General features: G+C 48.4%; 17 protein-coding genes. 6 read left to right on the forward strand and 11 right to left on the reverse strand.

The window, feature by feature from the left end:
- Positions 1 to 13 precede the first annotated feature (13 nt).
- From ACN6MW_RS31660 to ACN6MW_RS31695, 8 genes are all read right to left on the reverse strand, one after another.
- Positions 14 to 5,263, reverse strand: coding sequence for a LamG-like jellyroll fold domain-containing protein (locus tag ACN6MW_RS31660; RefSeq protein WP_419873663.1), 5,250 nt, complete (start codon positions 5,261 to 5,263; stop codon positions 14 to 16).
- 64 nt (positions 5,264 to 5,327) lie between these two features.
- Positions 5,328 to 6,368: an S-layer homology domain-containing protein gene (locus tag ACN6MW_RS31665; protein ID WP_419873664.1), complete on the reverse strand. Its 1,041-nt coding sequence runs from the start codon at positions 6,366 to 6,368 to the stop codon at positions 5,328 to 5,330.
- Positions 6,369 to 6,448: 80 nt separating this feature from the next.
- The gene (locus tag ACN6MW_RS31670) at positions 6,449 to 11,644 is read right to left on the reverse strand and encodes an Ig-like domain-containing protein (RefSeq protein ID WP_419873665.1); all 5,196 of its coding nucleotides are present in this window, start codon (positions 11,642 to 11,644) and stop codon (positions 6,449 to 6,451) included.
- A gap of 136 nt (positions 11,645 to 11,780) precedes the next feature.
- Complete coding sequence (locus ACN6MW_RS31675; RefSeq protein ID WP_419873666.1) at positions 11,781 to 12,614, reverse strand: carbohydrate ABC transporter permease; 834 nt, start codon at positions 12,612 to 12,614, stop codon at positions 11,781 to 11,783.
- Positions 12,611 to 13,564, reverse strand: a complete 954-nt coding sequence (locus ACN6MW_RS31680) for a carbohydrate ABC transporter permease (RefSeq protein WP_419873667.1) — start codon at positions 13,562 to 13,564, stop codon at positions 12,611 to 12,613. Before ACN6MW_RS31680 ends, ACN6MW_RS31675 begins: the two co-directional genes overlap by 4 nt.
- Positions 13,565 to 13,643: 79 nt before the next feature.
- The gene (locus tag ACN6MW_RS31685; protein WP_419873668.1) at positions 13,644 to 15,095 is read right to left on the reverse strand and encodes an ABC transporter substrate-binding protein; all 1,452 of its coding nucleotides are present in this window, start codon (positions 15,093 to 15,095) and stop codon (positions 13,644 to 13,646) included.
- Positions 15,096 to 15,370: 275 nt separating this feature from the next.
- Positions 15,371 to 15,646 carry a YqkE family protein gene (locus ACN6MW_RS31690; RefSeq protein WP_419873669.1) on the reverse strand — a complete coding sequence of 92 codons (276 nt, stop codon included), beginning with the start codon at positions 15,644 to 15,646 and terminating at the stop codon, positions 15,371 to 15,373.
- A gap of 87 nt (positions 15,647 to 15,733) precedes the next feature.
- Positions 15,734 to 16,231 carry a CBO0543 family protein gene (locus tag ACN6MW_RS31695; protein ID WP_419873670.1) on the reverse strand — a complete coding sequence of 166 codons (498 nt, stop codon included), beginning with the start codon at positions 16,229 to 16,231 and terminating at the stop codon, positions 15,734 to 15,736.
- A 182-nt stretch (positions 16,232 to 16,413) separates the two neighbouring features.
- On the opposite strand from ACN6MW_RS31695, the gene ACN6MW_RS31700 reads away from it, so the two are divergent.
- Genes ACN6MW_RS31700 through ACN6MW_RS31725 form a run of 6 tightly spaced genes read left to right on the forward strand, consistent with a single transcriptional unit; the run spans position 16,414 to position 22,606 of the window.
- The gene (locus ACN6MW_RS31700; protein WP_419873671.1) at positions 16,414 to 17,271 is read left to right on the forward strand and encodes a hypothetical protein; all 858 of its coding nucleotides are present in this window, start codon (positions 16,414 to 16,416) and stop codon (positions 17,269 to 17,271) included.
- 51 nt (positions 17,272 to 17,322) lie between these two features.
- Entirely contained in the window at positions 17,323 to 18,900 is a 1,578-nt protein-coding gene (locus ACN6MW_RS31705; RefSeq protein ID WP_419873672.1) for a spore germination protein, read from the forward strand.
- 26 nt (positions 18,901 to 18,926) lie between these two features.
- Complete coding sequence (locus ACN6MW_RS31710; RefSeq protein WP_419873673.1) at positions 18,927 to 20,123, forward strand: Ger(x)C family spore germination protein; 1,197 nt, start codon at positions 18,927 to 18,929, stop codon at positions 20,121 to 20,123.
- A gap of 4 nt (positions 20,124 to 20,127) precedes the next feature.
- A complete protein-coding gene (locus ACN6MW_RS31715; RefSeq protein WP_419873674.1) occupies positions 20,128 to 20,361 on the forward strand; it encodes a hypothetical protein in 234 nt (77 codons plus the stop codon).
- A gap of 16 nt (positions 20,362 to 20,377) precedes the next feature.
- On the forward strand, positions 20,378 to 21,490 hold the full coding sequence (locus ACN6MW_RS31720; RefSeq protein WP_419873675.1) for a GerAB/ArcD/ProY family transporter: 1,113 nt from the start codon (positions 20,378 to 20,380) through the stop codon (positions 21,488 to 21,490).
- Between the two features lie 18 nt (positions 21,491 to 21,508).
- Positions 21,509 to 22,606 (forward strand): GerAB/ArcD/ProY family transporter, encoded by a 1,098-nt coding sequence (locus tag ACN6MW_RS31725; RefSeq protein ID WP_419873676.1) that lies wholly within the window; start codon positions 21,509 to 21,511, stop codon positions 22,604 to 22,606.
- 64 nt (positions 22,607 to 22,670) lie between these two features.
- Here the strand turns inward: ACN6MW_RS31725 and ACN6MW_RS31730 are convergent, their stop codons facing one another.
- From ACN6MW_RS31730 to ACN6MW_RS31740, 3 genes are all read right to left on the reverse strand, one after another.
- Entirely contained in the window at positions 22,671 to 23,207 is a 537-nt protein-coding gene (locus tag ACN6MW_RS31730; protein WP_419873677.1) for a DUF3231 family protein, read from the reverse strand.
- An 87-nt stretch (positions 23,208 to 23,294) separates the two neighbouring features.
- The gene (locus tag ACN6MW_RS31735; protein ID WP_419873678.1) at positions 23,295 to 25,001 is read right to left on the reverse strand and encodes a GMC family oxidoreductase N-terminal domain-containing protein; all 1,707 of its coding nucleotides are present in this window, start codon (positions 24,999 to 25,001) and stop codon (positions 23,295 to 23,297) included.
- Positions 25,002 to 25,658 (reverse strand): hypothetical protein, encoded by a 657-nt coding sequence (locus tag ACN6MW_RS31740; protein ID WP_419873679.1) that lies wholly within the window; start codon positions 25,656 to 25,658, stop codon positions 25,002 to 25,004.
- Positions 25,659 to 25,680 lie beyond the last annotated feature (22 nt).

Below are 25,680 nucleotides of genomic sequence, written 5' to 3' on the forward strand. Positions count from 1 at the left end.
CGCTGCGATTGTGCTATCCGCTTATAATCTGCCTTGCGAGTGCGGCAAGATCCTCGATATCGATTTTGCCGTCGTTGTTGAGATCGCCTTTCTTGAGGATGGCCCACTGCGGATCATCAGAGGTCTTCCCATAGCTCGCTGATACAATGCCCAAATCGCCGATGCTGATGCGTTGATCTCCGCTCACGTCTCCCGGAAGCTCCTTTATAATGGCTGCCTTAAAGGTAATTAACGCCGTCTGCAGCTCCTCTGCAGCCTGCTCGATCTGCTGCGCAGTAGCGGCGCCGTTTGCCGCAATGCTGATTGCATAGTCAATCGCGGTCAGCAACCTTGCCTTTGCGCCAACCGGATATTGTCCGGCTTTCGTGCCTTCCACCGCAGAACCGTATACGTCCTGCACCTCTTCGATCAACGCGGTCAAAGCTTGTTTATCGATTGCGTTAATCATGACGCTCAACGCTGCTCCTGTCAGGGCAGTTTCCTCGCCTTCCCCATTCGCAACCTCCAGCTTCGACACCGCGATTCCAGCAGACGCCTGACCTTCGATGCTTTTTGCTCTAAATCTCAGCTTAAGAAGCTCTCCGTTCGCGCTCGCATCCGCTTCCCCGATATTAACAAGCATGATGCGTACCGTTCCCGGCTGATGATCCTCGCCGACTTTGACGAAATTGCGGTTGAGTATCGGTTCCTCGACACCGATCCACTCCAGCTTATCCACATCATAGGTAACGGTCATATCCTGAGCAAGCACCGGCTGATCGACATCCTGCAAGACTGCCGTTACGCTGAACTCCTCCAAAGCCGCAACCCTGCTAGGTCCGCTTAGCAGCATCGCTCCTTCCGATTCCGATTCCCCCTCGTACAATGCCATAATGTCCGCTTCAGACATCGCCACGTCATAAATGCGCATATCATCCAATGCCGCATTTAAATGGGAGTTCGAGTATTCCGACATGCCGATCATTTTATTTTTGGCCGACGGAGTAATCGAGGCTGGCGTGCCATTTACCGTTAGGGTCTGGCTTATGCCGTTCTTGTAGATGGCCCCCAGCTTCGTCTCCGAATCGAATGTAACGGCAATATGGGTCCATTCGCCGAGCGGAAGAAACTCATCGGGACTTTCATTCACATAAAATCCGTTAAAGCCGTCCACGATCATATAGCTGGAGCTGAGATCCTCCGGATTCGAGCCGTCATAGGTAATATAAAAGCCATTGCCGTTCCAGCCATCTTTGAACCACAAAATGTTGCTGTTGCGCCCGTTCATCGTCTCGGTTCGTTTGATCCAATACGCTACCGTAATATCCTTTGGCTGGAGCTGACCGCTTGCGCCCAAATCCACATATTGATTTGTTCCGTTAAATTTTAGGGCACCGCCCTCGCGGCCGTCTTGGATCCACTCGCCGTCATCGCCTTCCACTAAACCATGAAGGCCATTCCCGGAAGCATCCGAGACTTCTTTTCCCGACTGCTCATCGAAGGTATAACGGGCCACCAAATGCGGGATTTGCGCGGGAGGTTCTGCAACCGTTACAATAACAACCGCTTTCAGCGCCGTGCCTTCCACCGTTCCATTCACGGAAAAGCTGCCAGGTGCGGCATAGTCCGCCGGCGCCACCGCATCCCATGCTACGGCTGCGGCAGATGTGCTGCCATTCTCATTCGTCACGTTTACAGTCGTAGGCAGCTTTGGCGCTGTGCCTGCAACCGTAACTGCCGCAGCGGGGTGAACGGCTTCGATAAGCTTCCCGTCATATAACGCTTTGACCTGCGTGTCGCTCATTGCCCCGTCGTAAATTCGGAAATCATCCAAAGCCGCTTGAAGCTGTGCGCCGTTATTATAGCCGGATACGCCGATTTTTTTGACATCGTTTGTTGAGGTGATGGAATCCGGCGTACCCGTAAGGGTGATCTCTTGCTTGACGCCGTTTTTGTAGATAGCGGAATCATCCGTCTCCGAATCGAACGTTATGACAACGTTCGTCCATTCATTCAGAGGCAGAAACTCGTTTGGCCGCTGCTTCACGTAAAATCCGTTAAAGCCGTCAACGACAACGAAGCTCGAGCTTGGATCTGCCGCATTAGTGCCGTTATACGTAATATACAAGCCATTTTGGTTGTAGCCATTCGCCGGCTTGAACCAGAGCAGGACGTTTTCCGCGCTGTCCATGTCACTTGTCCGTTTAACCCAATAGGATAACGTCAGGCTGCTCGGCTGCAAGGCCTCGCTCGTTCCGGCATCGATATAATTTCCGCTTGTGCCTGAGAAGGTCAATGCGCCTCCCTTTTTGCCGCCTTGCTCTCTCTTTATTGTTCCTACAAGCGTACCGTCATGCCCATGGTAAGTGGAGTCTGACACCGTAGTGCCGGACGATTCATCGAATCCGTATTTGACGATAAGCGAAGGCATAGCCATTTGCGGAGGCTCCTCCCCCTGCGTCACGGTGACGTGTCCGTACACGTTAAAGGTCGCGCCCTCAATCGTGCCTTGAACCGTAAAGGAACCGGGCTGCTCATATTTAAACGCTCTTACGGGATGCCACTCTACCGCAGCTTGCGAAGTCGATCCGTCGCTGAGGGTAACCTCGACGGTCTCCGGAAGACGCGGCGCTTGGCCCGCTTCCGTCGTCACGGCCGCTGAGGCTGCCGCTGCGATTCCCGTTCTCGTCTTAAGCCGAAGAATCGAAACGGAATTCGGAACGCTGTCATACAAGAACGAGTCCGATACGCCCGGAAGAACGCTTGTAACGGGAGCTACGTTAAGTGGATCGGCAAAAGTGTTTTGCGAGCTGATGTTATCGGAAGCCAGCACAATCGCCGTCCCGCGCGGCTCTAATCCCGAAACATTCTCCAGGTTCACGTTTACCGTCTGCACGTTCGGAGAATTATTGACAAGCTTAACAATCACGTCGCCGCTTTCATTGTCTTTGCTCACGACCGAATACAAGGGGGAAATCGCTCCTCCCGAATCCGTGAACTCATGGATCAGCTGGGCGTCGATATAGCAGCGGACTTTCGAGCCTTCGAGCTCGATTTTCAACTGATAGGTTTTGTTCGTTTCTACCCGAAACGTCGTATTGACTGAGCTGATTTCGGTTTTGCTGCCGCCAACCGCCTTCTCCACCAGAGTCCGGGTGTTGCCCCAACCCCCGATATTCCACCAATAATAATTATCCGTGTCCTTTACACCGAAGCCGACGAGCATGCCTTCATTCCCCGATTTCTTCGTTGCTTTTAAAGTCATCGTATAATTGTTCCAGCTTGCGTCTCCTGCCGTGTTGCGGGCTGGGGTCGCCGTGCCTGATTGTCTCATGACCCCGTCAGTTACCTGCCAGGTCCCTCCGCTCGGGCTCCAAAGGCTGTTCGCGCTGCTGAAATCATCGCTCAGCAGCGTTTCGCCGTTAGCCGCGGTAACCAATAAGTCATCGTAATCCACCGCAGTGCTCCAAGAGGCAAGCATGATTTTGCCCGCAATCGGCTTCTGTTCCTGTTCGTCGTTTTGCAGCAGCTCGCTGGCTGTCACTTGATCGCCGACGTTCGCGCTGAACAACTGCTGCACATAGAAGCTGGGGGCGCCAAATACGTCTGTATTATTAAACCAGATCAAGTCCGGCGTCCATTGGACGAATTTATCCTTCGCAAACGTCGGCGCATAAGACGCAAACCGTATCACATCGCCATTGCGCTCAAGTCCCGTCATGAAGGCCGCTTCCGAGATCGCGCCCTGTAAATTGCTAAGCCTGCCCTTATCTCCCGATCCGATATGCGCGGCATATTCGCCAACGAATACGGGCGGATCATTGCGGTCATAGCTGTCGTACCGCTTCGTATTGCTTAGGAACCAAGCCGGCGGCTGATACATATGCTCATCAACGACCTGTGCTTTGCCCGTCTGGCGAGCCCAGCTCCAAGCGGTGCTGAATTCCGTTCCTGAAGCATAAGCGCCGGAAGACAGCATTAAATTTATCGACGGGTACACCGCCTTAATCGCGTCATAGAAACGTTGATAACGGTCAAAGTAAGCGCCGGTCCAATGCTCGTTGCCTAAGCTCAAATATTTCAAATGAAACGGCTCGGGGTGGCCTGCGGCTGCCCGCTTAGCGCCCCATTCGCTCGTTACCGGCCCGTTCGCATATTCGATTAAATCAAGCGCGTCCTGAATATACGGCTGCAGCTCGGCAAGCGGCACGACGATGCCCGGCGCCAGGAATTGCTCCGCCATTCCGACGTTGATGACCGGCAGCGGCTCCGCTCCCAAATCCTCCGACAGCAAGAAATATTCATAAAACCCAAGCCCGCCCGTTTGATAGTAATAGGGATCGTTCCCGCGCGCAGGATCGGACCAGAAGTTTTTATTGATCGGGCGCTCCGCGACGTCGCCTATCGTGTTTTTCCAGCGGTAAAAGTTATCGACGTTTCTTCCGCCGACAATGGAACCGCCGGGAAAACGGATAAATTTAGGCTTCATATCCGCCATCGCTTGAACGAGGTCGGCCCGCAGGCCGCCCGGACGGTTTTTCCAAGTATTTTGCGGGAAAAGCGATACCATGTCTAAATCGACGCTGCCTGCTCCGGACGCGGTAACGCTTAGCTTGGAGGCTGCTGCAGTCTCGGATGCCGTAAGCGTCGCCGTAAGCTTCTGCCAATCCTTCGTAATTCCGTTTATCGTAGCTTCGGCTATGGTTTCGCTGCTTGCATTTAACAATCGGATGCGCAGCGGCGACTGAAAAGCTCCGCTGCTTCGCGCATAGACGGAGAAATCATAGCGGAGTCCGCGTTCGACGGCTATGCCAGCAAAACCGGAGTTAACCAAGCCGGAGCCGGTTCCCGGTGTTTGAACCGTCAATCTTGCATAATGCGGGTTTTTAGCATTTAACGGCTGCGCTGATTCAATGGTGACATTCGCCGAACCTCCGCCGTCCGTTACTTTCGACCAAGCTCTGAGCGATTCTTCAAATTCGAAGGACCGGTTTTGCACAAGCTCCGCATAAAGTCCGCCGTCTCCCGCGTAATTAATATCCTCCAGAAAAATACCGTTTAACGTCGGGCTTATCGCTGCCCCGCCCTGGGCTCCGTTTATGTTCAGCTTATAATCATAGCTTCCCGCCTCCGCCAGCGGCTCCGCCGGTTCCTCTATCGCATTCTGCACGGGTTCGGCCATGCTCCCTTCGGAAGCCCAAACCGCTCCTGGCGAGAAACCTATTGTTCCTGCAAGCAAGACAGCCAGCGTACTGGAAACAATTTTACCGAATCGACGATTCATGAAATTCCCTTCCTTCTCTTATCATCCAAGACATAAGACATGACCAGCCTTCCTTGTTCCCAGCCTACGATCCTGTCTCCGCAGCCTTCTTATCCAGCATGTTCAGCATTAAGGTAACGGCCTCGGCACGCGTAGCGGATGCGTTAGGCGCGAATCGATTGCCTCCTTGGCCTTGAACGAGCGCTATCTCTACCGCTGCCGCAATCGATGGCTCTGCCCATGCCGGAATTTGATCGCGGTCAGCAAATGCGGTACGGTCGTTCAGATCGATCGTCAAGCCTAATACTCTCGTTAAGATGACAGTCATCTCGGCTCGCGTAACCGGCTGATTTGCTCTAAATGAACCGTCTTCGTAGCCTTTAATAAAACCTCTGTCCGCCGCAATCCGGGCATAAGCCCTTGCCCATGATGGAATATCCGCAGTATCTGAAAAAGCTGCTGTCTCAGAATCTGCTGCCGGGATTTCAAGCGCCCTGACCAGCATGGCCGTGAACTCTGCGCGCGTAATGCTTCGGCCAGGCATGAACGTCCCGTCGCCATAGCCATTCACGATCCCTAATTCGACTGCCCTTTCCACATTCGTTCTTGCCCAATGATTCACCATATCGCTAAAATGAATGCTATCCGCATGTCCGCTGACGCTGCTTGTTACCCGGAACGCCGCTGCAGGCTGGGTCGCCTTCAGCTTGCTGTCCACAAGCTTGGCACCCGTCAGCTCTATGCTCGCCTGGCCTTCGGCCAAAGCTTCGAACGTAAGCGTGCATAATGTTAATTTCCCGTTCTCGCCGGCTACCGCACCGGTTTTCGTGTGGGCAAATACGATTTTGTTGTTTTCGATAATCGGCTTGATCGAGAAGCCCTTGATTTCGGACTTTGCTCCGAGCAGCTTCAGCCGTTTGGAGTCAAAGCCAAATGTTAATTCGAAAGCGTACATATCCGTTAAGCCAGCCCCATCGACGGTCACCGTGACCATTTGTCCGACCGCCTGCTTCTCTTTTGATAAGCTCATCGTAAAAGCTGGAGAGCTCGCAGCACCGGCAGCTGCCGGGAATAAGGAGAAACAAAGCAGCAGCGTTATTGCTGCGGACAGCCATCTCAATTTCATAGGACGTTTCTTCCTCTCCGTATGTAGGTGGGGAAGGCAAACTCGCCTTCCCCTTGATTGTTTCATCTTTCGGGCTGCGGTCAGCCGAGTATCAGTCGGGCAAGGGCTGCAAGATCCTCGATATCAATTTTTCCATCCTTATTCATATCCGCTTTCTTGATTTGCTCCCATTGCGGATGTGCTGATGTTTTGCCATAGGAAACGGCTACGATTGCAAGATCGCCAACGCTTACCTTGTCATCGCCGCTCACATCGCCCGGCAGCGCTTTGTTGACCGAAGCTTTGAACAGCTGCAGCGCGTCGTTCAATTGCTGGACAGACTGCTCGATTTGAGCAGAAGTAACGCCGGTCTTGCCGGCAATGGCCTGAGCAGATTGAATAGCAGCGAGAAGCGCGGCTTTGGAACCGGCAGGATACTCGCCAACCTTCGTCCCTTCGACTGCCGCATCATGCGCTTGCTGCGCATCCGCGATAAGCGCGCGAAGCACGGCTTTATTCACTCCGTTAATCTGGATGCTGTAGCCGGCTCCCGCCAGCTCTGTTTCCAGTCCGGCTGCATCGGCGGCAGCCGCTTTCGTTATCGAAATATTCGCCATTGCTCCGCTGTCCGTATCCTTGGCTTTAAACTGCAGCTTCGCAAGCGGACCGTTCACATCCGAGCCTGCGGCGTTGATTTTCGCGGTGATGAGACGAATCTCGCCATCCTTCTGATCTTCGCCGACGAGCGCGAAATGCTCGTTCAACAGCTCATCGTCTGCGCCAAGCCATTCAAGCTTATCCGCGTCAAAAGCGATGGTGATATCTTCGGCGTAAACCGATTGTTCCGCTCCGCTAATGCCGAGGATGACATGAAAGGCTTCTCCGCCTTCTATTTTCTCCGGTCCGCTGAGCGTTACGGCAGCCGTGCCCTGCGCTTCGGTTACGGTAACGGCAGCCTCCGCCTTCTTAGCGGTACCGGCCACGGTTCCATTTACTTTAAAGGTACCCGGCTGCGCGTAGGCTGCCGGAGCTATCGCATCCCAAACGACTGGCACTTCAGCGGTTGCTCCGCCTTCATAGGTCACGCTAACTTTAGCTGGCAGGTTCGGAGCCACGCCGGCTGAAGTCGTTACTTGAACGGACCCCACTTCCGTAACCGTACCTCCCGTAACGGAAACGTATGCTTTCACCTTTGTCGTCGAGGCTGTGATGGCGCCCTCTACGATAAACTCGCCGATCTGGGCATAGGATTCCGGCGCGATGGCATCCCAAGCGATGACATTGTTCACGTTATCCCATGAACCGTCGTTGTATAGAACATCGGCTGCCGCAGGAAGCACTGGAGCCTTTCCGACGGCAGTGACCGCATGAACATCCGTGATATTGGTCACTTGCACGGCATTCGTGACTCTAACGTAAACGGAAGCCTCGGCCTGCAGCGTTGACCCTTCAATGATTCCCGTCACTTTGAAGGAAGAGCCTGGATTTTGCAGGAGCTCCGGAGCGATAGGGAACCAAGTCACCTTGCTTGCTTGAGTCGAACCGTCTGCGTACGTTTGCTCGATTTTGGCAGGCAATTGGGGCTGCACGCCAACCAGCGTCGGAATTTTGACTGCATTCGCGCTTACCGGCGGTTCAGCGAATACCTTCCATTCCAAAATGCCCGTCGAGGCATTATTGCTGACCATGACGATTCTCAGCTTCGTTGTCGTCACGGGTTTGAACTGCACGTGGTTATAACCGTTTTTGGCTAAGCCGTAAGCCGTAGGCTCAGCAACATCCACAAGCTTAGAGCCGTCCCAGTATTGCAGCTTCCAAGAGGCAGGCAGCTTCACGCCTCCGCCGTCATCCATCCAAGAGACCGAGGCTTTCCCGATTTTCACCGGCTCGCTCCACGTATATTCCACCCATTGCGTGCCTTGCTGGCTCCAGTTGCCGTATCTCGGAATGCCGCCGGCGGACACGCCGTTAGGCGGATTGGAATTGGGCCAATCCAAGCCGTCATTGACCGCGGTTACCGTCTCCCAGCTGGATACGAAGGAAGTTGTCGGCGTCGCAAAGGTCGCCACGTTAATTTCCGATGGCAGCGGTTCAACAATGACCGTCAGCTCTGTTTCGGACGACAGCTCGCCGTCGGTTGCTTCAAATTTAAGCGTGTAGGTTCCGGCGGCCGTAAACGTTGCGGTTGTGCTTCCTTCCTTCGGGTTCGCGAAAACGACGTTACCCGGCCCGCTTAGCTTACTCCAGTTCACCGTGACGACGCCTTCCGGCAATCCATCATCTACAGCGCTCCCGATTAATTTTGCTTGAAGCGGCAGCTTTGGCCCGCTGTCTAGCGCAGCGGTAACCTCCGGCTTCTCATTAACCGGAACAGGCGGGATAATGCCTGTGTGGTACACCTGAATTTCTTTTAGGGCCGTTTTGTTCGCTCCCTTATGCGTCATCGTTACCCGCATTTTGCTGGCTGTGACTGCCGGAAACTGCACTTCGTTCAAATTTGCCTGAGGGATCTTAGGCAGCTTATATGGCTTCAGCGCAGGCAGCCAATTCGAACCGTCGAAATATTCGACCTTGTACATGGATGGCTCGCTATAGCCTCCCGAAGCCACGCGGTCGTTGTAGAAGTAAAGCTTCACATTATCAAAAGCTGTCTGCTTACCGAAGTCAATTTCATACCAATCCGTCGCGTTTGGCGATCCTTTGCTTCCCCAGATTGGCGGCGTAAAGGCCGTTTCACGAGGTTTGGACGTTCCGGAAATCGTAAATCCGTCCACCGCGTCGCTTACCTTTGTTCCCGCAGCATTAAACGATGCGGATGGCTGAACGCCTTCGCCTGCGGCTAGATTAGGAAACGCAGCCGTCTCCGGGTCAAGATCGATGCCTGCTTTCTGGAACATGTCGATCACTCTGCCGTCGGTCAGCGCAACATCCTTCGCTTCCTTCAGCTCGCTCATCGTTTTTTCATAAAGTGCGGTGCCGTCATCGCCTGGGAATTCCACCTTTCCGGTCTCCGGATCCCAAACCAGCTGAACCAGCTTATCCGCCGTAAATGCGCGCTCACCGTCGATAAATACGGAATATCCCTCAGGTGCCGTGCCGTAATGCGTCGTACCGTCCCCCGGCTTATCCCATACGATCGTCAAATCCTGATCATGGTAATTCAGATTGTTGACCGTAAAATGATCCCACCCGATATCAAGCGGCCAAAGCTCGATTTTTTTGTCGAGTCTAGGACGCAAGCCGGCCACGTCCTCAATCAGCGTATAATTGTAATTCCCGAGAATATTGTGGTGGATCCAAGAGCGGTAATCTATTTTTTGGGTAGCTGGATTCCAGTTCGCCCAAAATTCGTTCGCATCCGGATAACGCGTATCCCCGTCGTAGTATTGCGCCCAAGCCACCCAATAAAGCAGCTGCTTATACATATCTGCCGTGATGTACTCCGACGGATATTCCCGAAGCGCTTTCGCGAACAAACGGAACGTGACCGTAGAATTGATGGTCGAAAAGTTGTTGGAGCCCGCTTCCCCTTGGGCTGCTGCAGCCGCTTTATCCTTCTGGTTCGCCGTGAAAAAAGGAAAGATCGGATATTCGGCGGAGTCCTGCCATAGACGGAATGCTTCCTTATACTTCTCTTCATTTGGCGGAACGCCTTCGGTAAACGGATAGTAATTGTTTATTTCCTTCCAAGGATTTAGTTCGTCCGTGCTGATATGGCGATGCTTGAATACTTGGTCTTCTTCGTCCCAAAGCTCTTCCATAATGCCTTGTTGAATATCGGCAGCGATTGCGCCAAGCTCAGCTTCTTTCTCCTCGTTGCCAAGGAACCCGTACATTTCAGCAGCCGCTTTCGCGCCTCCGTATACATAAGCCCCTTCCGCCCGCTCTTGGTTGCCCGATTTCCAGTGAAAAGACACGGCGTCTGCATCATTGCCGGTTAATGCTCCCCAATCGTAGGCAATGACGCCGTTGTTGTTCTTATCGAAACGAAAGAGCTGTCCAGCTACGTCTTTTTCCGCATAGTGGGCCAAATTGCCGATAATCTCGGATTGACCGCCATGGATTTTATAGCTGTTCCATGCCGCTTCCGATAAGTATTGGGTGTAATAATTGTTCCAATTGTCCGGCATGCCCGGGTTATCGGTAAAAGCGCCGCCGTTGGAGGTTTCGCCGACCGATACCCAGTTCCCGTACGAATACATCGGATTTCGCAAATATTGCAGATCCTGAATATGCATAGGCTGCGTCAAAACAATCGCATTGTTGTAACCGAGTACCCCTTCAATGGAGGTAGGGAATTGAAAGTCATTGCCGGGAATGTTAGCGTCAAGATAGTTAAAGCGGTTCAGCCACCACCGGTAATAGGCGATTTTTTTGATATTTTCATCCGGTACATCGATATACGGCACGTTATCCGCCCACCATTTGTTATAATCCTGTGTCTGCTTGGCGAGCGCGGCATCATTATTTAGGCTCTTGTAAACGTTGTATTCCGTCAGCGATTCCGGAATTTCAGCCGTAATGAAGCCCATTACCACATTAGCCTGCAGCGTCGCTCCGGCCGGAATGCTTATCGTGCGGGTAAGCTTGTTATCTGCAGCTGTCATGCCGCTGCCGGATAAGCGCGTGTTAATTTTGGTTAAATTCCGGGCGGAATTGACCATACCCGTCAGCTCGTCGCCTTCCGCCTTGGATACGAAGGAAGGATTAACCGTCATCGTTACCGTTTTTACTTCCGTTCCCGTATTTTTGAGATCAAGCAGCGTTACTGCAGCGTTACTATCCGTAATGAATTTACGCTGCATGATGCTTAATCCTTGCGCGTTATGCTCGCTTCTCCAGTGGCTTGGCATTTGCAGCCGCTTGCCGACATCCTCCGTTAAAGTCAGTCCGGTGAACGTAACCGTATAGGCATTGCCGCCAAGCACATCCTGATATGCCGTCCTTCCGGCAAAGCCGATCAATCCCGGCGTATGCTCTTTCATATACAAGGCTCTGCCCCGCGTCATCAAATCTACGCCGCGAGCCTCCCTGGCCGGATCATTGCCGGGACGCGCCAGCAAACGGTCTATCCAGAAATCAGTACCGTTTTTCTCCATGTCGTAGATAGCCTGCATCATGCTTTGTTCAGGAGAATAAGCAGCAGGCTCCTGCGGAATTACGGCACCCGAGCTTTTAAAGACGGGCATTCCGGGATTGTTGGCCGCCGATGCGAGCGGCGGGATGCTCCCGAAGACAAGCGCAAGTCCCAAGACGAGGGACACGGTCCGCTTTATCCGTTTTGTCGATCGTAACATGATAGAATCTCCTCCAATATCGATTGAATTTTTGAACCCTTTTTTGTAAGCGTTTTCTTAGCAACTCGAGTCAAAGCAGCATCCTGCCTGCAGCACGACCATTTGTTTTGAAGCGAAAGCATAACAATAACCGCAGTTAGCCTTTTATGCCGGTCATTGCAATCCCTTCGATAAAATGCCGTTGAGCAATGAAGAAAATGACCAACGATGGAATAACGATGACTGCGGTTGCCGCCATCATGAGATGCCACTGCGCCGAATAGGAGCCTTGGAACAACGTGAGTCCCTGCATAAGCGTGTAATTCTTCTCCGAGGTAATGAAGGCCAGCGGCCCGAGGTAATCATTCCAATTGGCGAGAAACGTCAATAAACCTACGACGATCATGGCTTGTTTTGCTACCGGTAAAATGATCTGCCAATAGATCCGGAAATGTCCGGCACCGTCAACCTTAGCCGCCTCATCCAAATCTCTAGGAATGCTGAGAAAAAACTGGCGCAGCAAAAAGATATTGAACACGCCGCCTCCGAACCATGAAGGCGCAATTAGCGGAACGAACGTATCCGTCAGATGCAGCGCATTCCAGAAAACAAACTGCGGAATCATGACTACGAAAAACGGAATCATTAGGCCTGACAGAATAAATCCGAACACCTTGTCTCTGCCCTTCCAGTCGATTCGGGAAAAGCTGTATGCGCAAATTGAGCTTGAAAACAGCACGCCTACGACTGCGGAACCCGTTACGATCGTGCTGTTAAGGAAAAAACGTTCGAACGGGTACGCTTCTAGCGCCGATTTGTAATTTTCCCAGCTGAGCGATTTCGGAAATATAGTGGGCGGCATCTGGTAAAGATCGCCCATACCGATCAACGATGTTCGCAGCATCCAGAATATAGGGAATAAACAAAAGACCGTACCCGCGAGCAGCAAAGCGTAAATGACGCAGCGCTGAAGAATAGGAAGCTTTCTCATCTCTTCTCCCCCTTCCCTTCGTAATAGACAAATGATTTGGAGAAGAAGAATATCGCTGCGGTAAACAGGATGATGACGATAAACAGCAGCACTGAAATCGCACTGGCACTTCCCATTCGGGAAGACTTGAAGCCTTCATTAAACAAATAAAGCACATAAAACAGGCTTGAATTATTCGGTCCGCCTTGCGTCATGACGGCAGGCTGGACAAAGGTCTGAAAGCCGTTAATAAAGGCAATGACCGTATTGAAGAAAATAATGGGAGAACTCATCGGGATTGTGATGTAGATGAGCTTATGAAATGCGTTTCCGCCATCAATGTCAATGGCTTCGTAGAGATGGGAAGGAATGCCTTGCAGGCCTGCCAAAAAAATAACAATCGTGTTCCCCAGTGTCCAGAAGCTGAACAAAATAAGAGTCGGCACCACGGATGTCGTATCGCCCAGCCATTTCGAGGATGGCAAATGAAGCGAATCCAGCACATAATTGACAATGCCGAAATCCGGCTGGAGCAGCCACATCCATACCATCGACGAGGCAGCGAGCGGAATGATGACCGGCAAATAAAATACGCTGCGGAAAAATCCTCTGGCCACGATTTTCTGGTTAAGCAAGATCGCCACAAAGAAAGAAAGAATAATGCCAAGGGGTACGCTAAGCCCCACATAATAGAGGGTTGCCTTAACTGCTGGATAAAAAAAAGGATCGGATCCCTCGAATAAATGAACGTAATTATCGAACCCCAGCCATTTCGGCGTCGTTCCAACGCTGTAAGAAGTGAAGCTAAGATACAGCGTTGCTACAATCGGTACGATGACGAAAATGAGATAGCCCAGCAATACAGGTGACGCGAAAAGTATGCCGTAGCTGAACTCCTTGGACGAACGCTTTTTCCTGCCGGCACGCTCCTGCACGATCGAGCGTTCCCGGAAGCCCGCTATTGATTTCATAGTTGCTCTCTCCAAACTATTGGTAGGTTAGGGCAACCGGCATAGCCGGTCGCCCGAATAGCAATTCTCCTCCTCTAACTTATGGGCTTACATCGTATCTGCCTTGAATTTCGGGCTGCACCTTCGCTTCGATTTCTTTCATCGCTTCTGCGGCCGTTTTCCTTCCAAGCCATACTTCATCCATACCGGAGAATGTAATGGCGTTCACCTTGGAGAAGTTTTTAATATAGTAGGATCCGTTAGGCACGCCGTTATTCAGCAAATTGTTCATCATCGCATCCTTAAAGCCTGCCGGATGCGCCGGGTTATTCTCTGCCCATTTGGCAATAAGCTCAGGCTCGGTATACCATTTCGTCATCGTCGGCATCCATAATCCGCCGCTGTACAGATCAAGCGAGCCTTCCGGGTTTTCCAAAAACTTCGTTAACAGCCAGGCTTCATCCAGATGCTTACTGGATTTGTAAATGACGGAGGCTCCGCTAATGCCCATCGGTACGGAACGGCTCATTTTCGGAAGAACGCCGATATCGTAGTTAACTTTGGCTGCTCCAAGATCAAGGTTGATCCATTGTCCGTGCATAGACATGGCAACCAGCTTGGATTGCAGCGCGACCGCTTGCGACGGAATCGATTTCATTTGCACCGGCGAAGGCGCAACATGATGAACATTGATCAGATCGGCAAGTCTTTGAATCGCTTCCGTTGCTTGCGGCTCGCTAAACCCAAATTTGCCGTCCTTCGTAATCCATTCGCCCTCATTGTTAATCACGGTTGCGTGGATCGGTCCATGCCATGTTTCGAACGACACGCCGTACTGCTTGATATTATTCGGATCAAAGCCTTCTTCCGAAGCATTCTTGCCGTTTTTGTCCAGCGTCAGCTTTTTGGCCACTTCGACGAATTGATCCCAGTCCCATGCTTCCTCCGGTTTGGACGGCGGATAGGCTTGCTTCGCAGTATCGAATAGGTCTTTATTATAGAACAAGCCGAATGTCTCGCCAGCTGTGCTGATTCCGTAAGCGAAGTCCTCGGAAGACTTAAACCAGATGTAATCCAAGAAATCTTCACGCTTTAATTCGTCGTCTTTGTCCAGCAGCTCGAACATATTGACGAATTTCCCTTCCTTCTGCCACGGATCCGCCAGCTCCCCGTGCATATAACCGAGATCCGGAGAATCATTTCCCGCTACCATTGCGGTTATTTTCGCATCATAATCCGCCTCCGGGATATGAATCGCATCCACGGTAATCCAAGGATATTTTTCCGTAAACTTTTTCGTCGCCTGCTCGATTGCCGTTTTCTCTTGCGGGCTTCCCCAGAATGTGAATTTCAGCTTAACCGGCTCTTTCGAATCCTCTGTTTGTGCATTCGTTGGTTCGTTCCCGCTGTTCTCCGGGCTTGTTGTTTTTTCGGTCTGTGAAGGCTCGGTCTCATTTTCCTTGTTCGTCCCGCCCGAGCAGCCTGCAAGCAGAGTTGCAAACATTAAGATGGCCAGCATGAGGACGAATAACGCCTTGCGGTTTTGTTTCATGGTATACCTCCCTTGTAATGTAGAGCTCTTTAACGTTTTTGTTCCTGTTTTAATACTAATGAATACGGTTACAGTTTAATATTCGAAATTTTTTGTAATAGTGGACTATCTACACAACCTTCTTCATCCTGCGGCTTGGCATGCCATACAAAGCCTTATTATGAGCATTAGGCCTTCTCCCGTAAAGGAACTTTTACATTATTCTAAAATAAAAAAAGCACCCGGGAGGATGCTTTCGATGAGGCCTGTCATGGATATAAAAAATCAAGAAACGGTTATTTATGCTTAGACCAGCTCGGATCGCTATTTTCAAGCAAATACGAGAAATCATTTTCCAAGCGCTTTTGTTCCTGCTTTTTCTTTTCTTCCTCCTGCTTACGAATGTCTTCCTTGCGGGTCTCCTCGGCTTTTTTCAATTCCTCAGCCTGTGCTTTCAGTTTCTTTACGATATCTGCGCTCAGAAGCTCATTCAGCAATACAGGATTGTCCTTTTCGTCTTTCGGCGCAGCTTTTGCCGCGGATGACGCTGCCTGCTTTCTTTTCTTGCTCATCCTTACATTCCCCGATTCTTCATGATTTCAATGTGACGATGTCTCAAATGCCTATATGTTTATAATAACATCTCCGCTGTAAAAAGGTTAGCTCATCGGAACTTCAAACCAATGCATTAATAGTACTACGATTACGATAGAAACCAGATAGGCGAGCAGAGGCCTCTTATGATGAAAGACCAGCATTGGAAACATCATGATATCAAATAAGAACGAATGGAATAAGCTCCATCCGTTTTGATATGAAATTCGACCAAAGTATTGCAAAATGATTTCTGCGATCGTGTAAATCAACAACCATTTGGTTAAATAAATAAGCTGCTTCTTTAAGGTTTGCGGGAATCGGGACAAGAAGAGCAGAACGCTAAGCGGCATCGTAACAAAAGTATATACAATGACGGTCATTTGCTGATTATATAGAAAATCCGGATGAAAACTCCATAGCGTATGGTCTTTAGTTAAATACTCGTATAATAATCCTCCTGCCGCTATGTAGAACATAGTCGCGTGGTATTTTCGCCAATTTTGCCAGTCACCCCAACGCCATGTTGAGAAAATCGTAAATAAACAAATCGCTACATGCATATATCCACCATCATTTTCATATTTTTTCTTTTTTTATATTCACCTCATAATCTTTTCTTTATTCTATTTCCTGAAAATTTCAAACAAACGAACATCTGAAAACTTATCCATAACTGTAAATAGGTATAAAAACAAGCAACGAAACCATAATAAAGAAATATTCTCGTTTATGGGGTGTAACCATGTATTTTAATTCGTATTGGTATGTGGGATTAGGGATCCTAAGCCTTCTTATTGTAGGTTATGTAGGTCTGAAAAAAAGAAACAAGCGAAGCCTAATGCTATTTTTTTTAATGATAGGTCTCGGTTACTTTATTGAAGCTATCATATATATTTTCTTGGGCAGCTACCAATATTTCCCTAAATTTTTAGCTGATGAACCTTATTATGATAGTAATATGGGAGCAATTGCATCCAATGCGTTAGCTCTACCTTCGGCAGCAGCCTTCATTGCCGTTTTTCGTTTACGGTGGATTTGGTTGTTCGTTTTTACAGGCCTATTCGTAGGTATTGAAGTGTTATTTCTATACCTGCACATCTATTCCCACAATTGGTGGCGCCTAAGCTATACGGCAATAGGCCTTCCCTTATATTTTGCTGCAGCTAAAATCCTTCACCTCAAATTGTTACAACCCTTACAAGGAGCCATTCACTTTCTGATCCTGCTGTTCATTATTGGTCCCATTACAGGCACCTTGCATATTCTCCCTATTATGCTGCTGAACAACAGATATTACCGCCCAGGGTGGTTCGTTAACCTAGCTCATGATACAACGGCTTTTTCCGCCGTATATTATATGTGCTTAAGTTTGCTCCTGGTGATCACGGTCAAGCTCCATTGGAAATATACATGGTTGAAATATGCATTTGTTTCAGCATTTGCGGCATTAGTTACAATCACTCTGAATACAACTGGCATACTGTATAGCCTTGTGTGGTGGGATCCGATTTATTATATTCTTTTGCCTATGGTTATTTTGAAGATCGCCATGGAGGTGAGTAACCGCCTTTCCAACGGTCCGGTATTAAGGAAGGAATAGGCCTTTCTTCGTTACGGCACCGTATACAAGAGATCGCGAGGAAATATGACTATGAAATTAAAAAGAAACTTCAATTCCTCTGGCCAAAGCGGTCAACAACAAAATAAAGCGCAAGCGGAACCGGAACCGCTGTATGCAAGTCTCGATGAAAATATAAGAAAGATCAAAATGGATCTCGGGAACAGCACGGATATCATTATCCGGGAGATCCGGAGCGGCAAAGATAAGAGGACAAAAGTAGCCGTTCTTTATACGGACGGATTAGCAGACAAACAAGTCATCACTGATTTTTTTATGGATTCGCTAATGCAGGATTCACAAATCGAACCGATCGAGCAGATTTCTGAAAACGACAATCGTATGGAATCTTTGAAAGGCATGGCCCTCCAAATTGGAGACAACAAAGAAATTACGGATTTCTCCTCATTGTATAACTCTATTTTATCTGGAGACACGGTGATTTTATTAGACGGCTGCTTGCAAGGGATATCTGCCAGCACCCAAGGGTGGAAAAGCAGAGGGATCTCCGAGCCTGTCGCACAAAGCGTTGTTCGAGGCCCGCAGGAAGGCTTCACCGAAACGCTGCGCACGAATACGGCCATGATCCGCAGGAAAATTAAAGACCAGAACCTTTGGCTGGAAACAAAACAAATCGGCAGCGTTACAAAAACCGATGTGGCCATTATGTACATAAAAGGAATCGTTAACGACAAGATTGTCGAAGAAGTCCATAAACGACTTGATAAAATCAACATCGACGGGATCTTGGAGGGAGGATATATTGAAGAACTGATACAAGACGAACCCTATTCTCCTTTTCCAACCATTAATAACACCGAGCGGCCCGATGTTGCGGCTGCCGAGCTATTAGAAGGCCGTATCGCTATTTTGGTCGACGGGACCCCCTTTGTTCTCATCGTTCCAACCTTGTTTATTTCGTTTTTTCAAACTGCGGAGGATTATTACCTGCGCGCGGATATCAGCACCCTCCTCCGGATCATCCGTTTTATATGCTTGTTTATTGCCATGGTCGGACCGGCAATTTATATAGCGATTACCACCTTCCACCAAGAGCTGCTGCCTACGCAGCTTCTTATCAGTTTAGCTGCGCAGCGGGAAGGCGTACCCTTCCCTGCTTTCATCGAAGCTCTAATAATGGAGGTAACCTTTGAAATTTTGCGGGAAGCGGGTTTAAGAATGCCTCGGCCGATTGGACAAGCCGTATCGATCGTCGGTACGCTGGTCATAGGCCAAGCGGCTGTTGAAGCCGGCATCGTATCGGCATCCATGGTTATCGTCGTGTCGATTACCGCGATATCTAGCTTTGTCATTACGGGATACAGCATGGCAATTTCTATTAGAATGATTCGTTTCATCATTATGGGTTTAGCCGCTTCCTTCGGCATTTTCGGGATAGTAGTCGCTTTAATTGCTCTTGTTTTGCATCTTTGCAGCTTGCGCTCCTTCGGAATTCCTTACATGAGTCCGTTTGCTCCTTTAGTGCTTTCCGATTTAAAGGATACGATTTTCCGCCTTCCCCATTGGGCAATGTCTTCAAGGCCTCGTTTGATTAATCAGAAGAACGTGATTCGTGAACAAATGTCACCGCCCACTAAACCAAAGACTTGAATAAGGTCAAGAAAGGAGCAAGCTTAATGAAACGAAAGTATATAGTTTACATCAGCTGCCTCCTGCTTCTTAACCTGTTAACGGGATGTTGGAATAGACGGGAATTAAATGAGCTAGGGATTTCAGTAGGGATCGGAATCGATAAAGATGGGAAAGGATACCGGGTCTCTGCCCAAGTAGTCAATCCGGGAGAAGTGGCGTCGGCAAAACCGAGCGGGAACCGTACGCCGGTAACCGTTTATGAAGCAACCGGGGATACTATATTCGAAGCGATACGCAAAATGACGACCACCAGTCCCAGAGTCATTTACATGGCGCATCTTCGCGTGCTCGTAATTGGCGAGGCATTGGCGAGGGAAGGGATTGAGAAACCTCTCGATCATTTTTCCCGGGACCATGAGGTGCGAACGGATTTTTTCATCGTTATCGCGAAGGGTTCGTCTGCCAAGGATGTATTGAAAGTATTGACCCCAGTTGAGAAAATACCGGCAAACAAACTGTTTCTTTCACTTCAAACATCTCAGAAGGTATGGGCTCCCACCTTGACGACCACCTTGGATGAACTCATTACGGACATTATCAGTGAAGGAAAAAGCCCAGTGTTAACGGCTGTTAAAGTGACTAACGTAAATAAGGGCCAGACCCAACAAAACGTGGAAAACATAGAGCCTCCGGGTAAATTAAGATATTCGGGTTTAGCTGTATTCAAAGAAGATAAATTAATCGGTTGGTTGAATGAAAAAGAAAGCAAAGGTTATAGCTACATCAGAGATAAAGTAAGGAACACGGTTGGGACTCTAGCATGTCCCGAGGGTGGTAATATAGCCGTAGAAATTATGAAGTCAAAAACGGACGTGAAAGGCAAGGTGAAAAATGGCAAACCGCAAATTGACATCGAAATAAAGACGGAAGAAAACGTAGGCGAGGTGGAGTGCGAAATCGATCTTACAAAAAGAGATACGATCGATATGCTTGAAAAAAGCGCAGAAAAAAAAGTAACGGCAATCATCCTGGAGTCCATCCATAAGACGCAGAAAAGACTAAAGGTTGATATTTTCGGATTTGGCGAAGCTATCCGCCGGTCGAACCCTGCAGCTTGGAAAACATTAAAACAGGATTGGGAGGAACAGTTTTTAAACTTGGAGATCAATGTAAAGGCAGATGTAAAGATTAGGCGTATCGGTACAGTGTCCAATTCGTTCCATAGAGAAAAGGAGGAATAATCGGATGTGGATGATTACGGGAATCGTGGCCACAGCCTCTTTCATCGCCTTGATCGAAGTTCCCCCTTTGTTGAAAGCGAAATTAAAAAGGGAGCTTTGGCTCTTTTCTGTCCTGCTCGTGCTCGGAACCGGGTTAAGCATAGCGAAGTCTCTACAATTCCCAATCCCAAATCCGTTGGATCTGCTCTTTATCATCTTTAAGCCTTTCAGTGATTTGTTATTCAGCTTCCTAAAGTAATATTGGAGTGAAAAAAATGACCGTCAATATTAAAATATCTGTTCGTCAATTCACCGTACTTGTCATGTTCTATACGGTCGGAACGACCATATTAGTGATTCCGTCAAGCTTAGCTGCGGATGCTGATCAGGATGCTTGGATTGCTGCGATTCTAGGATGGGCATTTGGATTATTAATTGTAGGGTTGTTTCTATGGTTAGGCCGGCAGCTTTCCAATTTGACGCTCATTGAATATAACGAAAAAGTGCTGGGGAAATGGTTAGGCAAGCTCGTCTCCTTCCTGTTTATTTTCTTTTCGTTTATAGGAGCTGCTTCTGTACTATATTACATGGGAAATTTCATGACGACGCAGGTTTTGCCTGAAACGCCGATTGAGTCCTTTACGATTCTCTTTGCTGGCATTGTCGTCATGGGGCTGCGTCTCGGTCTTGAAGTCATTGCCCGTGCCGCTGAAATCTTATTTCCATGGTTTCTTTTGTTGTTCTTTGTTACTACTCTTTTCCTTCTGCCTGAGGTAGAAATTCAAAAAATACAACCGGTATTCGAGGACGGCATTCGGCCGATAATGAAAGGAACGTTAACATTTGCAAGTATTGCTTCCCTTCCGCATGTGATTCTCTTGATGATATTTCCTGCTTTTATCAATAATCGGAAGGAAGCAGAAAAAGCCTTTTTTATTGGGGCACTTCTTGGGGGAGTGTTTGTTATCATCATCACCTTTTTGAGCATTTCGATATTAGGGGAAGATTTCAGCGAAAGAAATATGTACCCCAGCTATGCCTTAGCGAAAAAAATAAATGTCGGCAATTTTATTCAAAGGGTAGAAATCTTAGTCGCGGGGATGTGGTTTTTAACCATTTTTTTTAAAACGATATTATACTCCTACAGTTTCTTGAAGGGTCTCGCGCAAATTTTTGGCGTTAAGGATTATCGTCCCCTTGTTTTGCCATACGGCATGCTTTTGGTCGTATATTCGCTTGTCGTCTATCCGAATGTGACTTATATGATGGATTTCGATTCTAAAATATGGACCCCTTATGCGTTGACGATGGGATTATTGCTGCCGCTTTTCATACTTGGCGTCGGGTTGCTACGCAAGAAAATAACCAAAAAAATGCGTAAAAAGTAAGATTGGAGTGAAGAGCAAATGACGGGCAACATTAAAGTTTCCATACGCCAATTTACTGTGCTTGTCATGTTTTATACGATTGGCACGACCATTTTGGTCATTCCGTCGAGTCTCGCCGCTGATGCGGAACAGAATGCTTGGATTGCTGCCATAGTAGGCTGGCTATTAGGTTTATTCATTGTGGGCCTATATATATTGCTCAGCAAACAATTCCCTGCTATGACGCTAATAGAATATACGGAAAAAATATTCGGGAAGTGGTTAGGCAAGCTGATCTCTCTTCTTTTTGTTTTATTTTCTTTCATCGCCGCTTCATCTGTATTATTTTATATGGGAAATTTTATGACGACGCAGGTTATGCCTGAAACGCCGATCGAGTCTTTTATCATATTATTTGCAGGAATTGTAATTATGGGTCTGCGGCTTGGACTTGAAGTGCTGGCTCGGGCAGCCGAAATCTTATTCCCCTGGTTTTTATTGCTGTTTATAATATCTACGCTTTTCCTCATACCTGAAATGGATATTCAAAAAATCCAGCCAATTACCGAAATTGGCATAAAACCGATCTTTAAGGCATCGTTATCTTATATCGGTACGGCTTCTCTCCCGCTCATTGTTTTTCTCATGGTATTTCCTGCTTGTGTGAATCATCCGGAGGAAGGAGGAAAAGCATTTTTTATAGGGAATTTATTAGGCGGAATATTCGTTATCATTATTACTTTTCTGAGTATTGCGATATTGGGCGCAGATTTCAGTGAAAGAAATATTTACCCCAGCTATGCTCTCGCTAAAAAAATCAATATCGGCAATTTTATTCAGCGGGTAGAGATTCTAATGGCAGGCATGTGGTTTTTAACCATTTTTTTTAAAACTTCATTTTATTCTTATCATTTCGTAACGGGTCTTGCACAAATTTTTGGGCTTAAAGATTACCGCCCCCTTGTGTTACCCTGCGGCATGATTTTGGTTGTGTATTCGCTTGTGGTCTATCCGAATGTCGTTTATATGATGGATTTCGACACGAAAATTTGGATCCCTTTTGCATTAACAATCTGTCTATTCATTCCGTTAATTATGCTGGGAATCGGATCGATTCAGCTGAAAATGAAAAAATGATGTTATCCGGACATAATAAAAAAACCGCAGCATTTGCGGTTTCAACGCTAAGGATTTACCTGCTTCAAACATGCTCCTGCTGATAGTAAGGAGGTTGTTTAAACCAACCCTTTTTCATCGCTAAATCCTTTAAAGGTAAAGAATACGTGACCTTCATGATTTGAAATTTGGCAAACATGGCTGCCACATCCGGTCTGACAGACTCCGTCAAACCCCGGCAAGCATAATTTATGCCTAATACCATATTGAATTGCATAAGATTCGAGACTTCCTCGTCGTTTAATTTTGCTCCTTCCGGGATATCTCGAAAATCTCCGATCGGTTTCTCCGGCGTTGTCGAAGGAAGAGATACCCCTTCTACTCTGAGAAACTCCGTGATTTCCTTAATAATCGGGGCATGGACATTGTTAATGATTTCTTTTAGATTTTCTTTGAGCTCTGCATCTTGAACGATATTGAAGGATATTTGTTCTCCCCGCATGGTTTGCTCCGAAGCCGCCAAATAGAACCATAGATTCATCACTTCTCCTACATGTAAAGGAGGCTTCTTCCCGTCTACAAAAGGTTTTATCGCATCCTTTAAGATCTCCAGCAAATTCATTTTTTCACCTCTTATTTCTCATTCTTTACAAATAAGATACCCCCTTTTGTTGTATTCATTCATCAAAGAAAATGCAGTGCAGGCCTTTTAACTGAAATACTTGTTAACTATTATTTTCGCTGTCCGCGTGGCTAAGGCTTGTGTCGTAAGCGTAGGATTGGCTCCTCCTAATCCATTAAAATGAGCGCTGTTATCGGCTATGAATAATCGTTTGACCTGATAAGCTTCGCAATCGGTATCAATGACAAAGCCCATTCTCATTGAGCTTTCCATATGTAGAAACATACCCGGCGGCCAATTGGCGCGGCTAATTTGACGGGCTCCCGCTTTTTCTAAAATATCGATTGCGATTTTCATTAATATATCCCGGTTCTCTCGAGCCCGTCGGCTTGGCATATAACTAACCCGTGGAATGGGGCCATGTTCATCCGCGACATTCGATTCAACGGTAATCCCGTTACGTTGGTCCACGTCATCATCCGCGTAAATGGTTATTTGCAATGCGTTTCGATAATCTGCCATTAATCCTGTCAGTTCTGGACCAACGATAAGTCCTTGCGCGTTCCAAGGGGCCTCCGGTTCAGGAGGCTGCAGGAAATTATAGCCTGACTCGCTGATCCCATAGCTAAATACGGCAGTTAAACCAGGGCTCAGGCCCGTTACCTGAATGCACCCTACTCCTGGATAATCCAGCCTTGCGCCTGAAGTATGGCCGGCAAACGAATCAATATGCGGCGTTCCCAAGATCGAATATAATACCTTCTCATCAAAGATTCCCGTCACCCAGTCAAAATAGTGATTAACAAGCCCTTTCCCCACCCACTCGTTTTTGGGCAAGTCCGAATTTAACCAGAGTCGCGGACTTTCAATGCAGCCGGCAGCCATGACTACGGTTTTCGCATAGATCTCTTCCGATTCCCCCGTCCAGGTATCCCGAACCTTTACGCCTATGGCGCGCAGCTCGCCTTGAGGATTCTTTTCCGTTAAAATCTTAGTCGTGTACGTATTTGGCCTAATTCGAACATTGCCTGTCTTTAATGCTAGCGGGACATAGCTTACATTAGTGGAGCGTTTGGCTATCTTATCAACCGAGGGCCCATGCGGGCAACCGTTGATGCAATGCCCGGCTAACGTGCACCCTTCCATCCAGGATAATTCCTCTAATGAATAATTCGGATTCATCAAATGGCGATTGGGCGGAAGTATGGCATTCGGCTGGGGACGGTAACCGGGACTCGTCACATCCAGCGTCGCAATTAAAGGCCAGCCGGCTTTTTTGGCCCCATAATAAAACAACTCCTCCTTAGCAGTTGTAGGGGCAAATTCGACAGGCAGCGTAGCTTCGACTTTCTCGTAATAGGGTATCAATTCACGATAAGAAATTGGCCAAACATCATCGACCGCCAGCGGAAATGCCCGGGGGGAATGGGAAAGATAATGCTGCGTGCTCCCACCCACGCCCGAGTTTTGCCAAATAAACCCTTTCTGTGAAAGTGTCCGGTTCCACGGAGCGCGTCTGCTGTCAGCCGGCCCCCAACGGACTCTGCCTGATATTAGGTTGTCCATTGTATCCTCTAATTTGTTATAGAGCTGTTTAAAGAGAACGACATCCAAATCCTCGGTATTCGAACTGCTTGCCGCTCCCCTTTTGCTGTTCGGTTCTGGCCATCGTTTATTACCGTACCACGGACCTGCTTCCAAGACTAAAACCTTTAACCCGAGTTCTCCGAGTTCCTTGGCAATGACTGCCCCTCCACCGCCTGCTCCGATCACGATGACATCTTGATCTGCCATTCAGATCCTCCCTTTCTGATGAGGAAAACGCATTATGAAACCGCGAAAGTCGCGGTAACCGAAAGAGGGTCCCGGATAACCGACCATCTTCCAGCTAAGCGGGCAGCATTCGATTCTCTTAAGGTTTGACGGTAAAAATCGGGTCGTTCCATATCCGAACCATTCCGAGTAATAGCCGAACAATGTTAATTGATTAATGGAAGACATCATGACCTGAACAAGCGCAGGGTTATTTTGATAGGGCTGCGGGAGACTTTCAAGGGGAACAGCAAGGTGGTCCAGCAAAGTGACCGCGCGTAGTCTGTCACTTCGTGAAAGAGTAGAAAATAATCCCTCGCAGGGATACGAAAACCCGCTGCTAGGGAATAGCGCATGGTTTAAGTTAAGAAATTGAGCTGCACCGATATCAAGCAATATCGCCGTTGACTTCGAAAGCGGGATGATATTCGGCTCCGCATCTTCCGGTATAAACTGGGAAAAATCCAGTTCTTTCATCACATAATCTTGAATTCCCAAACCTATAGCGCCTGGTGCATACACCGTCGCGGAAGCACCGGCATATTGGCAGGTAAGCGGAATAATCGCATCGACAAGCGCCTGAAAGTTGGCCTGGGTATGCGAATCAGACTTGACCTTATGACTCCCTTCACTTGTCATTTTAAGTCCACCACCTTCGTTC

The sequence above is a fragment of the Pristimantibacillus sp. PTI5 genome, assembly GCF_048572955.1.
GTDB lineage: Bacteria > Bacillota > Bacilli > Paenibacillales > Paenibacillaceae > Pristimantibacillus.